Origin of the sequence: Marinobacter sp., assembly GCF_046484525.1 — a bacterium.
GTDB lineage: Bacteria > Pseudomonadota > Gammaproteobacteria > Pseudomonadales > Oleiphilaceae > Marinobacter.
The window spans coordinates 38,902-51,494 of sequence record NZ_JAWOIS010000043.1; the positions used below are offsets into that span (position 1 = coordinate 38,902).

Here is a 12,593-nt window from a genome sequence, read left to right on the forward strand (position 1 = left end):
GACCTATGACTCCAGGGAGCTTACAAAACGGTTTTCGGGGATCACGTTCTCCCCGTCCAGGACTCGGATACGGTCGCCGGAGCTCAGTCGATCCTGACCCGTCACGATCACCTCATCTTCCGGCTGCACACCGCTGACCACTTCAACCATGCCCGGCATCCTGGAACCCAGCTGCACCGATACCCGTCTGGCCGCACCGTCCTCGGCGACAAAGACATACTTCTCATCACCCCGGATCATCACCGCCTGTTCGGGGATAACCAGGGCCTCACGTTGCTGCAGGGTCAGGGTCGCGGACATGAACTGGCCCGGCCTCAGTCGTCCCTCGGCGTTTTCAATAACGGCCCGGACCGGCAGGCTCCGGCTCAGCTCGTGGATGCGAGTCCCCAGCTCCACCAGTTCACCCTGGAATGGCTCTCCCGGGTAGGCCGGTGATATACCGCGGACCTCCTGACCCTTGGTTACCTGCCCCAGGAAACGCTCGGGGATGCTGAAACTGAGTTCCATACGCTCGGTGGTATCAAGGGTGGTGATGGCCGTCGCCGCAGTGACGTAAGCGCCGATACTGATATCACTGAGCCCGACCACCCCGGAGAAAGGCGCCGTGATCCGATGATTGTCCAGCCGCACCCGGGCCGCCTGGCGCTGGGCCAGGGCCACATCGACAGCGGTCCTCATTTCATCCACCTGGGACTGGGAAATGCTGTTGTTCGAACGCAGACGACTGGCCCGCTCCAGTTGCCGCCGGGCATCCGCCAGCCGGGCTTCAATCTCGGCCAGGTCGGCGCGGGCCTGACGGTCATCGAGACGCAGGAGCAGATCGCCGGTGGTGACCTTCTTGCCGGCCGCCAGATTGATCTCGATCACTCGGCCACTGACCTCGGTGGTCAGTTCCACGGCGTTCAGCGCCTGCAAATTCCCCACGGCCTTGACCACATCCCTGACCGTATCCCGCTCCGGGCGCATGGTGTTCACGGCACTGGCAGGGCGCTCACCTCCGGCCTGTTGTTCTGAACCGCCGTCGTAGATACGGTAGACCCAGGCCCCGCCGCCAGCAATGGCGACGAGAACCAGCGCGATGACCCATTGTTTCCACATGATTGTATGACTGCCTGTTGATTGATGATCCGGTATGCCAGCCTGGTTATTTTTTCTGGATAACCAGCACGATCTCCCCAACATCGATCCCCCACTTGCTCATGGTGGTCTGGTTGATCAGGGTGTCCGGGGTAATCAGGTACATCCAGTCATCCATGCGAACATCGATGGTGCCGTCGCCATAGGCAATCCGCAGCACGTAATTCATATGAATGGCGTTGCCCTGCGCGCGCATGGTACCGGGCTCAACCACGTCACCTGCATTGGCATGATAACCCTCCGGCATGGGTTCCAGGGTCCAGACCCGAGTGTGGACCTCGCCGTCATCGAAGCGGAACACTTCATCCAGGGTACCGACACCGTTGGCATCCCAGGTGGCCGAGATATCGGCGTCGAACGTACGAATCACCTCGCCCGAGAAGTTCTTGACCACACCACGGGCAGAAAGTTCGCCGCTAAAGAACTGTTCCGGGACCAGTTTAGGCGATCGGTCCGCATAATCCTCCAACGAAGGAGACGCACAGCCGGCCAGTAGCACCAGACTCAAACATAACCACAGTAGCGTCACAAGGCTACTGTTCCGATGCAGAATTCGACGCTTTTGCATAACTTTTACACTCCCCCGGTGGCTGAAAATTCACAAGACTGCCCAGAAAGATACGTGCCATGGCCGGGGTTCGATCAGAACCTTCCTTCGCAACCCGGCACCGTAACGTCATTTCAGCCAATTGTCTTTGGTGACATACCCTCCGGCGCTTTTCGTCAATGGCAGCGCCCCGGGAATGCCGTAAAACAAAAACCATCGGAGGCCGATCGCCCTCCCCCGAATCCATTACAGGTACAGAGGTTTCGTTATGCCGGTCTACAAGGCGCCCCTGCGCGACATGAAATTCCTGCTCAATGAAGTGTTCGATTACCCGAAACACTACGCGTCACTGGCCAGCGGCGAAAACGCCACGCCAGACGTCGTCGATGCCATCCTGGCCGAATGCGGTAAGTTCTGTGAAGAAGTTCTGAGCCCGCTCTACCAGTCCGGCGACGAGGAAGGCTGCAAACTGGAAAATGGCGAAGTGACCACTCCCGCCGGCTACAAGGAAGCCTACAATCAGTACATGATGGGCGGCTGGCAGGGTCTGTCCGCCCCTGAGGAATACGGGGGTCAGGGACTGCCCGCCTCCATGGGGCTGCTCAAGCAGGAAATGATGGGCACCGCCAACTGGTCGTTTTCCATGTACCCGGGCCTGTCCCTGGGGGCGATGAACACCATCTACCTGCACGGCAGCGAGGCGCAGAAGCAGACCTACCTGGTGCCGCTGACCGAGGGCCGCTGGGGAGGCACCATGTGCCTGACCGAGCCCCAATGTGGTACCGACCTGGGTCAGGTGAAGACCAAGGCGGAACCCCAGGGTGATGGCAGCTACCGGATCACCGGTACCAAGATCTTCATCTCGTCCGGTGAGCATGATCTGACCGAGAACATTGTCCACATCGTCCTCGCCCGCCTGCCGGAAGCGCCCAAGGGAACCCGCGGTATCAGTCTGTTCATCGTGCCCAAGTTCCTGCCGGACGCCGACGGCGGTGTTGGCGAGCGCAACGGCGTCAGCTGCGGCAGCCTGGAAAAGAAGATGGGCATCAAGGCCTCCGCCACCTGCGTGATGAACTTCGACGGTGCCACCGGTTACCTGATCGGCCCGGAGAACCAGGGCCTGGAGTGCATGTTCACTTTCATGAACACGGCCCGGATCGGGACCGCCATCCAGGGCGTGGGTCCGGCCGAGCTGTCCTATCAATGGGCCCTGGATTATGCCAGGGAACGCCGTTCCATGCGGGCGCTGTCCGGCAAGAAAGAGCCGGAGCAGGTGGCTGACGCCATCATCCACCACGCCGATGTCCGGCGCATGCTGCTGACCCAGAAAGCGGTCGCCGAGGGTGGCCGGGCCATGCTCTATTACGCCGCCCGGCTGGCGGACCATATGGTCGAAGCTCATACTCGGGGCAACGACAAGAAAGCCGAGGCCTACGACGACAAACTCGGCTTCCTGACCCCGATCCTGAAAGGCTTCCTGACCGAACTCGGGTACGAATGTACCAACCTGGGCATGCAGATATTCGGTGGCCACGGCTATATCCGGGAGCACGGCATGGAACAGATCGTCCGAGACACCCGAATTGCCACCCTCTACGAGGGAACCACAGGCATCCAGGCTCTGGATCTTCTGGGCCGGAAGGTGCTGCTGATGACCCAGGGTGGCGCGGTCCGGGAATTCACCCTGAAAGTTGCCAACCATGCCCGCAAGTACCTGACCGACAAGCGGCTGCGCCCGTTCGCGGTGGAGCTACTCAAGCTGACTGCCCAGTGGAACCTGCTGACCGTGCGGGTCATGCTTGCCGCCCGCAAGGATCGCGACGTTGTGAGCTCCGCCTCCAACGACTTCCTGATGTACAGCGGCTACGTGACCATGGCCCACATGTGGCTGCGCCAGGCCGCCGTGGCTGTGGATAAACTGGCTCAAGGAGGCGAGGAATCGGACGAGTTCTACCAGGCCAAACTGGCCACCACGGAATTCTACTTTGAACGCCTGCTGCCCCGGGCCCAGGCCCACGCAACCAGCATGCTCAGCCCCACCCGCAGCCTGATGCAGCTGGATTCGGATCATATGGCCTTCCCCGGTTGATCCGACCGGTGACTCTTCATCCCGGGGTGTCCCGCCCCGGGATGTTTTTGGCCTTGAAATCAGAAAAGGCGCCCCCACGTCTCAGTTGCCTTTTCACGTAAAACCCATTAACGCTTTGAGGTAAAAAGGAAAATTCAATATATCGAATAACAGTAAGGGGGTTCGGATATGGAAACTCGTACTGCCGATTTTTATCCAACCCGCCTGGAACGTCCCAGCCCGAGGTTTGAGCGGCGGGACCCGGTTATCCACAGCGCCGGACAAGACCGCACCAAGGGGCCCCTGAAAATCGGTTGGAGAAGCCGTTTTGCGGCAACAGACCGAGGCCCGGCTTTCTGGGTAATCGAAGCAATACCGAGGCCCTGCGCCCGGTTCGTTCACCGGATCTCCGCCGGACCGGTTAATGTGCTGTGCCCATAACGCAAAAGGGGAAGCCACCGGCTTCCCCTTTTGCTACTGAACGAGTATCCGGTCAGAGACCATGCTTGGTCTCGATCGCCTCGTATATGCCGTTGTTCTTGATAGTTTCCAGGCCCTTGTTCAGTTTCTGGATCACCTCGTCCGGCGTTTCGATATTCATGGCCAGGTACAGTTCGGTCTTGTTGAATGAATACAACTGAACCAGCCCTTCCACATCTTGCTGGGACGCAAAATAAGGCCCGGCCAACCGGTCTGCAATCCACAGATCCACCTGCCCCAGTTCCAGGCGCTTGGGGTTCAGATCATCGCTCTCCATTGCCGAGACCTGGTAACCATGCTCCAGCAGGTACTCGGTCATGACATCGCCGCGGTAACCGGCATACAGCATGCCGCGGGTATCCTCCAGCTTGTCGATCTGCAGGTCGGTGCCGGCCGGGGCAAAGATGGTCCACAGGTTGTTGGCCAGCGGTCCGACCCATTTGAACAGGGGAGCCCGGCTTTCGGTGTAGGTGGTGCAGAAAACCCCGTGGTTCTTCTTGTTCAGGGCCCGGTTGTAGGCGTAATCCCAGTTACGGAGCTTGATGACATGGTCCAGCCCGGAGGCCTGCAATACCGCTTTAACCATTTCGGTACACAGACCATCAATACCATCGCCATTGTGCTCAAAGGCACGGCCGGTGGAACTCATGTTGTACGGGGGAAAGTTTTCGGTGTAGATGTAGAGTTTCTCAGAGCCCAGAGCGGGCACAGAAACGCCGGCAAACGCCAGCACGACAGCAAACAGGCAGGCCAACTTACGCACGGCTTATCTCCCTTACCACGAATGACTTGCTCCGCTGTACAGGTAGCGGCTCAGGCAGCGGCACAGCGAGACGATGATGAAGTTTACCCGAGCTTCTAACGCTCTTTTACAGATAAACTGTTTCTTTTCGTAAAGGACAGCGATAGCCGGAAACGCTGGTTGAACGCTTCGGATTCGGCATGGAGGTTTCCATGTTCCGGATCAAGGGATCTACATCACTGCGAATGCGCCCCAATTCGTCTTCCCATTCCGAAAACAGCGCCTGGGAGACATCCTCAACGGCATCGATATGGTCACCCACTTCCTCGGCGGCTAGCAGCGCGGCTGTGTGACTTTTCCATGGCCTGATTCCTCTATTTGCCGATGCAGAAACTGCTGAATATCTTGCCCAGAAGTTCATCTGGTGTCAGGTGCCCGGTAATTTCCCCCAAGGCATCCTGAGCCGCTCGCAGGTCCTCGGCCAGCAGCTCGCCGGCGCCATAGCCTTCCAGCTGAGTCTGACCCTGCAGCAGGGAATCCCGCGCCCGCTCCAGAGCATCCAGATGCCGTCGACGGGCCAGGAAGCCGCCCTCGGTGGTGGTCACAAATCCCATGCACTGCTTCAAATGATCACGGAGGATCTCGAGCCCTTCTGAGGACTTGGCAGCCAACCGAATTACCGGCGCCGCCTGATGGGGTTCAGCGGTAATGCCCACTGCTTCCCCGGACAGATCCACCTTATTGCGGATCACGGTCACCGGCGCGTTGGCCGGCAGCCGGTCGATGAAGTCCGGCCAGATTTCGTGGGGCTCGGTCTTGTCAGTGGTGGTGGCATCCACCATCAGCAGGATACGGTCGGCCTGACGGATTTCCTCCCAGGCCCGTGCGATGCCGATCTGTTCGACCTCGTCGGGGCTATCCCGCAAACCGGCGGTATCGATGATATGGAGGGGCATGCTATCAATGTGGATATGTTCCCGGAGGACATCCCGGGTGGTGCCCTCGATGGCGGTCACAATCGCGGCTTCCCGACCAGCCAGGGCATTGAGCAGGGAAGATTTGCCGGCATTGGGCCGGCCGCCAATCACCACCTTCATGCCATCCCGTAGAATGGTGCCCTGCTGGGCCTCGGCCAGGATGGTACGGACCCGTTCAATGAGCGCGTTCAGGTCGGACGCCACCTTGCCGTCCGCCAGGAAGTCGATTTCCTCCTCGGGGAAGTCGATCGCCGCTTCGACGTAAATCCGTAAGTGAGTGACCGCTTCCACAAGCTCATCAATCCGGCGCGAGAACACCCCCTGCATCGACCGTACGGCACAGCGTGCTGCCTGCTCCGAACTGCTCTCGATAAGGTCGGCAATGGCCTCGGCCTGTGCCAGGTCGAGCTTGTCGTTCAGGAATGCCCGCTCGGAGAATTCACCCGGCCGGGCCAGGCGGGCACCGAGGCTGCATACTTCCCGGAGCAACAGATCCAGGATAACGGTACCGCCATGGCCCTGGAGCTCAAACACATCCTCGCCGGTAAAGGAGTGGGGGGTGGGGAAAAACAGCCCGATACCCTCATCAATGAGCTGGCCATTGTTGTCCACAAACGGGCCGTAATGGGCGTACCGGGGTTTGGGTTCGAAACCCAACATGCGGTTGGCGATTTCCCGGACTTTGGGGCCGGAGACCCGGACAATACCGACACCGGCCTGGCCGGGCGCGGTGGCAATCGCCGCAATCGTGTCTGTGTGCTGCTGCATGAAAGTCCCCGGGCTGAAATAACAGAGGCTCCGTGAAGGAGCCTCTGTCGGATCAGGTCAGCACTTCGGTCAGTGCTTCTTGCCTGCCACTTCCGCTTCGATCTTGCGGGTAATGTACCACTGCTGGGAGATGGACAGAATGTTGTTCACCAGCCAGTACAGTACCAGACCCGCCGGGAACCACAGGAAGAACACGGTGAAGATCAGCGGCATCATCTTCATGATCTTCGCCTGCATGGGGTCCGGCGGTGTCGGGTTCAGGTGCATCTGAAGGAACATGCTGGCGCCCATCAGGATCGGCAGGATGAAGTACGGATCCATCTGGGACAGGTCATTTATCCACAGCATGAACGGTGCATGGCGCAGCTGTACGCTCTCGAACAGTACCCAGTACAGGGAAATGAACACCGGCATCTGCACCAGAATCGGCAGACAGCCACCGAGCGGGTTGATCTTCTCGCGCTTGTACAGAGCCATCATTTCCTGAGACATGCGCTGGCGATCGTCCCCGTACAGCTCCTTGAGTCGGGTCAGTTGTGGAGCAACCGCACGCATCTTGGCCATGGAGCGGTAACTGGTTGCCGACAGATGGAAGAAGACCGCTTTCACCAGCACGGTCAGGAGAATGATGGACACACCCCAGTTGCCGACGAGGGCGTGGAACCACTGCAGAATGTAGAACAATGGCAGGGAGATGAAGAACAACCAGCCAAAGTCGACCGTGCGGTCAAGGTTCGGTGCAATGGCTTCAAGCCGATCTATAATTTTCGGACCAACATAGGCCTTGGCGCCGATTTCAGCGGTTTCCCCGGGAGCCACGGTTGTCGCGGGGTAGACAAAGCCCATGACATGCAGCGGTCCACGCTGTGTAGTCTGGAACTGGGCAGGCACGTCGCGTTCGGGAATCCAGGCACTCAGGAAATAGTGCTGCAGGAATGCCAGCCAGCCGCTGGTAACCTGCTGGTTAACACGATTTTCCTTGAGATCTTCAAAGTCGAACTTTTCATAGGGATCTTCCGGCGAGCTCATCACCATGCCCAGGTAGGCACGGATACCCATACTGGTCTGGCTGGTGGGATCGGGAGCTTCGTCACGGACGATCTTGCCGGTGAAGTTGGCCTGCCAGGGCTCTCCGGAATTGTTTTCAACCAGGTAGCGAACACCAATTTCATAGCTGTCACGCTCGAACTGGTAGCGCTTGATGATTTTGACGCCGTTATCAGTGGTGTAGTCGAGATCCACGGTCAGCTGGTCCTGACCTTCTTCCAGCTGGTAATGGTCAGCTGAGGTCTGGTAAACGGGGGCGGTCCCGTTCTTCTGGCTGTCGGGTCCGTCACGACCAATCAGCCCGCTTTCCAGCACGTAGGTACGGGTCTCGGTGTTGGTCAGCAGTGTGAGCGGTTCGTCGCTGTTCAGCGACTTGTCGTAATTGAGGAGCGAGCTTTGGACAAGGTTACCGCTGACCCGATCAATGGTCAGGTCGTAAACGTCAGTCCGGATAGTGACGAACTGATTATCAACAGAGACGCCTTCCGCGCTTGTAGCGACTGTGGTCTGCCCGCTCTCGGGTGTGGAAAACTCTTCGCTTCCGGCAGAAGTGGAACTGCTCTGTTCCGGGAGCACCATGCCGTCGTCATCGGTTGTACCATTGGCGTTTGACGGGGTGGCAACCTGTGCGGATTCAGTCGTCTGTGGCTGCTGATGATAATCCTCGTTCCAGGCCAGCACCATCAGATAACTGACAATCGCCAGGCCGGCAAACAAAACAATGCGTTGAATATCCATAGGATTACTGTCTGGTCTGGGTGGTTTGAGGGGAATGCTCAGTACCTGGAACAGGATCGTAGCCGCCTTCACTCCAGGGGTGACACCTGCCTATACGCCGGATGGCCAGTACCGAGCCTTTGGCGGCACCGTGCAGGGTAATGGCTTCAACAGCGTATTGCGAGCACGTGGGATAGTGGCGGCAGTGACTCGCCATCAGGGGGCTGATTGCGTATTGATAGAAGCGAATGGGCAGAAGCAACAGTTTGCGCATTAACCCGTTCCTCTACCGGCAGGCTTGGATTCAGCTGCTCGGGATGGCGATGACTGATGGTATTTTTTTTTAAGTCGGCGCCAGAGATCGTTCAGGGAATCCCGGATAGTCTGATTATCCAGGTTGGCCAGTCCTTGACGCCCAAGGATCACGATGTCTACGCCGGGTAGGTCACTCTGGAGCCTGAAAGTCTCTCTGACCTGGCGTTTTACCCGGTTTCTCTGGACGGCGAGCTTCAGGTTCTTTTTGGAAAAAACCAGACCGATCCTGGCATGGCCGAGATCGTTCGGCGTAGCCAGGATCAGGAAATTCCGGTGTGGAACCTTCAGCTGTACGTCATCGAAGACTTTGCTGTAATCCGCGGGGCGCAGTAGCCGGGCGGATTTTGGAAAACCCAAAGCCTTCATCAGGCGAACAGGTTTTACGCTGACAGGCGCGCGCGACCTTTGGCACGGCGACGGGACAGAACCTTGCGGCCGTTGGCTGTAGCCATACGGGCACGGAAACCGTGGACGCGCTTACGCTTCAGGACGCTTGGTTGAAACGTTCTCTTCATGGTGACGATCTCACATTTCGTAAGTTTGAAATTCAGTAACTGGCTGGAAAATGTACAGCCAAAACAGGAGCGGCATTCTATGCAAATACCGGTGAGAATTCAATGATTATTGTGTCAGGGAGAAGACGGGGTTGGTGGGATCGGCAGTGGGGCACGCTGATAACAGAATCAATAAGTCTTTTAGGTAATTTTTAAAGGATTATTTATTACTGTTATTAGGGTCCATGATTTCTGTGGAAAAGCCAGATTTTGGTCGTTAATTCAAGTTGTTCTGGCGTTGACAAGGTTATTGAAAAAGCGGCGTGAGGCCTGTGGAGAAAGGAGTGACGAGATGTGGGTAAGTCGCCTTTGCCCGAAAAGTTCAGGTTATCCCCTGTTCGGTCCCGTGCTTTCGCACAGGGTTGCACGCAGGGTGTGCACACAGGGCTGTGGGTAAGTTTTTTAAAAGGGGTTTACTGTACACAAGCCTGTAGGTAAGTCTCTAAGATTCTGTTTTTGAAAATTTTAAATTTCCACAGGCTGTTTATGAGTTTAGTTTTGCACTTTTACTGCGTGGTTGCTCGGGTTAGAATCCGAGATCACCTCTTTACTATCGGAAGCAGTCATTCCGGAGAGAAGAATTTCTGGGTTATCGGGAGCAGACGGTCGTGCCGAACAGTATCTGGCATCAATGTCTTGAAGTACTCCGGGACGAGTTTCCCGCACAACAGTTCAATACCTGGTTGAGACCGCTGCAGTCGGACCACAGGGAAGGTCAGTTGGTGCTGTTTGCTCCCAACCGGTTTGTTATGGACTGGGTCAACGAAAAATATATTCGCCGTATTGAGGAAGTGCTTAAGGATCTGAACGGAGGTCAGGCACCGCGGGTCAATATGAAGGTAGGGTCGGCCCCTCGGGAACAGGCACCGGTAAACCGCGCCGCCGACAAGCCGGCGGTCAATGGCCGGCTACAGGAAGAGACCGGTAACCGGGTCACCGAAGAGGAAAAGGGTGTCGCTGCCACTGTGGCGGGACCGGTGAGCGTAAAGCCCAAAACGGACAATGATCGCCGGGAAGTACAGGTAGAAGGTGATATCAAGCACCAGAGCTTCCTCAACGAAGGCTTCACGTTCGAGACCTTCGTTGAGGGCAAATCGAACCAGCTGGCCCGGGCCGCCTCCATGCAGGTCGCCGAGAATCCCGGTGGTGCCTATAATCCGCTCTTTTTGTATGGCGGTGTAGGCTTGGGTAAGACCCACCTGATGCATGCGATCGGCAATGAGATCGTCCGGCGTAATCCCCGGGCCAAGGTGGCTTACCTGAGGTCCGAACGGTTTGTGGCGGATATGGTCAAGGCGTTGCAGCTCAATGCCATCAATGAGTTCAAGCGCTATTACCGGTCGGTGGATGCCCTGCTGATCGATGATATCCAGTTCTTCGCCCGCAAGGAGCGTTCCCAGGAAGAGTTTTTCCACACCTTCAACGCCCTGTTGGAGGGTGGACAACAGGTCATCGTGACCTGCGATCGCTTCCCGAAAGAAATTTCCGATATGGAAGAACGGTTGAAGTCCCGGTTCGGCTGGGGTCTGACTGTGATGGTGGAGCCGCCGGAGCTGGAGACCCGGGTCGCGATCCTGATGAAAAAGGCCGAACAGGCCAACGTCAAGCTCAGTAGCGAGGCGGCGTTTTTTATTGCCCAGAAGATTCGTTCCAATGTGCGGGAGCTAGAAGGAGCGCTTCGTCTGGTGATAGCGAATGCTCACTTCACTGGCTCCGAGATTACCCCGCCGTTTATCCGTGAGAGTCTTAAAGATCTGCTAGCCCTGCATGAAAAGCAGGTCAGTATCGACAATATCCAGCGCACCGTGGCGGAATACTACAAGATCAAGGTGGCGGACCTGCTTTCCAAGCGCCGGACCCGGACGGTTACCCGACCCCGGCAGGTTGCCATGTCGCTGGCCAAGGAACTGACTAACCACAGTTTGCCGGAAATCGGCGACGCCTTCGGCGGGCGGGACCACACGACGGTTCTGCACGCGTGCAAGAAGATCCTGGAACTGCAGGATACAGATCCGGGTATCCGTGAGGATTATCAGAACTTTATGAGATTGCTGACCACCTGATGCCGGGTGTTAGCAACAACATTCACCCTTCCAACACCAAAGAAAGCTGAGTGCCATGAAACTGACGATCAGCCGTGAATCCCTGCTCACCCCGCTGCAAAGTATTGCCGGCGTGGTGGAGAAGAAACAGACAATGCCCGTGCTTTCCAACGTTCTGCTGGTGGCCGAGGACAATACGCTGACCCTGACCGGGACCAACATGGAGGTTGAACTGGTGGGCCGGGTGACTCCGGTGCATGTGGACCAGTCTGGCCGGATCACGGTGCCCGCCCGGAAGCTGGCAGATATCTGTCGCGCTTTGGGCGATGAGTCACCGATCGAATTGTCCCTGGAGGGAGATCGGCTGCACCTGCGCTCCGGGAACAGTCACTTCACCCTGTCCACATTGCCGGCGGAGCATTTCCCCAATGTGGAGGATGAAGACGAGAGCTTCCGTCTGGAACTTCCGCAAAAGGAACTCGGGCGGATGCTGGACGCTACTGCGTTTGCCATGGCGCAACAGGATGTCCGGTACTACCTGAATGGCCTGTTGCTGGAAGTGTCGGCGGATCACGTACGCACAGTGGCGACGGATGGTCACCGGTTGGCGATGGCCCATGTGGATATGCAAACCGGCTGTCCGGAGCTGCGCCAGGTCATCGTCCCGAGAAAGGGCGTGCTGGAACTGGCCCGTCTGCTGGATGACGTGGAAACGCCGGTGACCCTGGTGATCGGTGATAACCATTTGCGGGCGACCGTGGGTGCCTATACGTTTACCTCGAAGCTGATCGAGGGCAAGTTCCCGGATTACAACCGGGTTATCCCCAGGGGGGGTGACAAGGTTGTGCTGGCTGACCGGTCCACCCTGAAAAACACGCTTCAGCGCGCGGGTATTCTTTCCCACGAAAATATCCGGGGTGTCCGGCTGAACCTGGGACCGAACCAGCTCCAGGTGTTTGCCAACAACCCGGATCAGGAACAGGCCGAAGACGCGCTGCCGGTGGAGTATCAGGGCGAATCACTCCAGATCGGCTTTAATGTAGGCTACCTGGTGGATGTGATGAATGCGCTGGATGATGATCAGGTGAAGATTACCCTGTCCAATCCGAACAGCAGTGCATTGATCGAATCGGAAAGCGACAACCGGTGCCTGTACGTGGTCATGCCGATGCGGCTGTAACCGGGGTGCCGGGTAAGGG

The 12,593-nt window shown here is 57.6% G+C and carries 12 protein-coding genes; 3 read left to right on the forward strand and 9 right to left on the reverse strand.

From position 1 onward, the window contains the following. Positions 1 to 3: 3 nt before the first annotated feature. Both R6W86_RS09615 and R6W86_RS09620 read right to left on the reverse strand, forming a co-directional pair. Entirely contained in the window at positions 4 to 1,098 is a 1,095-nt protein-coding gene (locus R6W86_RS09615; RefSeq protein WP_410329140.1) for an efflux RND transporter periplasmic adaptor subunit, read from the reverse strand. Positions 1,099 to 1,144: 46 nt separating this feature from the next. Continuing rightward, on the reverse strand, positions 1,145 to 1,645 hold the full coding sequence (locus tag R6W86_RS09620) for a DUF3833 domain-containing protein (protein WP_410329141.1): 501 nt from the start codon (positions 1,643 to 1,645) through the stop codon (positions 1,145 to 1,147). Between the two features lie 307 nt (positions 1,646 to 1,952). Between R6W86_RS09620 and R6W86_RS09625 the strand changes: the two genes are divergently transcribed. After that, positions 1,953 to 3,773 carry an acyl-CoA dehydrogenase C-terminal domain-containing protein gene (locus tag R6W86_RS09625; RefSeq protein ID WP_410329142.1) on the forward strand — a complete coding sequence of 607 codons (1,821 nt, stop codon included), beginning with the start codon at positions 1,953 to 1,955 and terminating at the stop codon, positions 3,771 to 3,773. A gap of 472 nt (positions 3,774 to 4,245) precedes the next feature. Here the strand turns inward: R6W86_RS09625 and R6W86_RS09630 are convergent, their stop codons facing one another. The 7 genes from R6W86_RS09630 to rpmH all read right to left on the reverse strand — a co-directional run bounded on the left by R6W86_RS09630 (position 4,246) and on the right by rpmH (position 9,313). After that, the gene (locus tag R6W86_RS09630; protein ID WP_410329143.1) at positions 4,246 to 4,995 is read right to left on the reverse strand and encodes a substrate-binding periplasmic protein; all 750 of its coding nucleotides are present in this window, start codon (positions 4,993 to 4,995) and stop codon (positions 4,246 to 4,248) included. 106 nt (positions 4,996 to 5,101) lie between these two features. Next, positions 5,102 to 5,395 (reverse strand): DUF2959 family protein, encoded by a 294-nt coding sequence (locus R6W86_RS09635; protein WP_410329144.1) that lies wholly within the window; start codon positions 5,393 to 5,395, stop codon positions 5,102 to 5,104. Further along, positions 5,349 to 6,719, reverse strand: coding sequence for a tRNA uridine-5-carboxymethylaminomethyl(34) synthesis GTPase MnmE (gene mnmE, locus R6W86_RS09640; RefSeq protein ID WP_410329145.1), 1,371 nt, complete (start codon positions 6,717 to 6,719; stop codon positions 5,349 to 5,351). Before mnmE ends, R6W86_RS09635 begins: the two co-directional genes overlap by 47 nt. Before the next feature lie 69 nt (positions 6,720 to 6,788). After that, positions 6,789 to 8,504: a membrane protein insertase YidC gene (gene yidC, locus R6W86_RS09645; RefSeq protein WP_410329146.1), complete on the reverse strand. Its 1,716-nt coding sequence runs from the start codon at positions 8,502 to 8,504 to the stop codon at positions 6,789 to 6,791. A 4-nt stretch (positions 8,505 to 8,508) separates the two neighbouring features. Then, the gene (yidD, locus tag R6W86_RS09650) at positions 8,509 to 8,757 is read right to left on the reverse strand and encodes a membrane protein insertion efficiency factor YidD (RefSeq protein ID WP_091998381.1); all 249 of its coding nucleotides are present in this window, start codon (positions 8,755 to 8,757) and stop codon (positions 8,509 to 8,511) included. Continuing rightward, positions 8,757 to 9,164, reverse strand: a complete 408-nt coding sequence (gene rnpA, locus R6W86_RS09655; protein ID WP_410329147.1) for a ribonuclease P protein component — start codon at positions 9,162 to 9,164, stop codon at positions 8,757 to 8,759. The genes yidD and rnpA overlap by 1 nt, the downstream gene beginning before the upstream one ends. Before the next feature lie 14 nt (positions 9,165 to 9,178). Continuing rightward, on the reverse strand, positions 9,179 to 9,313 hold the full coding sequence (gene rpmH, locus R6W86_RS09660; protein WP_008940054.1) for a 50S ribosomal protein L34: 135 nt from the start codon (positions 9,311 to 9,313) through the stop codon (positions 9,179 to 9,181). A 647-nt stretch (positions 9,314 to 9,960) separates the two neighbouring features. Here rpmH and dnaA point away from each other — a divergent pair. After that, positions 9,961 to 11,415, forward strand: a complete 1,455-nt coding sequence (gene dnaA, locus R6W86_RS09665; protein ID WP_410329148.1) for a chromosomal replication initiator protein DnaA — start codon at positions 9,961 to 9,963, stop codon at positions 11,413 to 11,415. 55 nt (positions 11,416 to 11,470) lie between these two features. Beyond that, on the forward strand, positions 11,471 to 12,574 hold the full coding sequence (gene dnaN / locus R6W86_RS09670; RefSeq protein WP_410329149.1) for a DNA polymerase III subunit beta: 1,104 nt from the start codon (positions 11,471 to 11,473) through the stop codon (positions 12,572 to 12,574). The last annotated feature ends 19 nt before the right edge of the window (positions 12,575 to 12,593 follow it).

What these genes read in the sequence shown, in the direction of transcription:
- R6W86_RS09615 (WP_410329140.1), bottom strand. Translation starts at nt 1,098, where the DNA reads ATGTGGAAACAATGGGTCATCGCGCTGGTTCTCGTCGCCATTGCTGGC.
- R6W86_RS09625 (WP_410329142.1), top strand. Translation starts at nt 1,953, where the DNA reads ATGCCGGTCTACAAGGCGCCCCTGCGCGACATGAAATTCCTGCTCAAT.
- rnpA (WP_410329147.1), bottom strand. Translation starts at nt 9,164, where the DNA reads ATGAAGGCTTTGGGTTTTCCAAAATCCGCCCGGCTACTGCGCCCCGCG.
- yidC (WP_410329146.1), bottom strand. Translation starts at nt 8,504, where the DNA reads ATGGATATTCAACGCATTGTTTTGTTTGCCGGCCTGGCGATTGTCAGT.
- rpmH (WP_008940054.1), bottom strand. Translation starts at nt 9,313, where the DNA reads ATGAAGAGAACGTTTCAACCAAGCGTCCTGAAGCGTAAGCGCGTCCAC.
- yidD (WP_091998381.1), bottom strand. Translation starts at nt 8,757, where the DNA reads ATGCGCAAACTGTTGCTTCTGCCCATTCGCTTCTATCAATACGCAATC.
- mnmE (WP_410329145.1), bottom strand. Translation starts at nt 6,719, where the DNA reads ATGCAGCAGCACACAGACACGATTGCGGCGATTGCCACCGCGCCCGGC.
- dnaN (WP_410329149.1), top strand. Translation starts at nt 11,471, where the DNA reads ATGAAACTGACGATCAGCCGTGAATCCCTGCTCACCCCGCTGCAAAGT.
- R6W86_RS09635 (WP_410329144.1), bottom strand. Translation starts at nt 5,395, where the DNA reads ATGAACTTCTGGGCAAGATATTCAGCAGTTTCTGCATCGGCAAATAGA.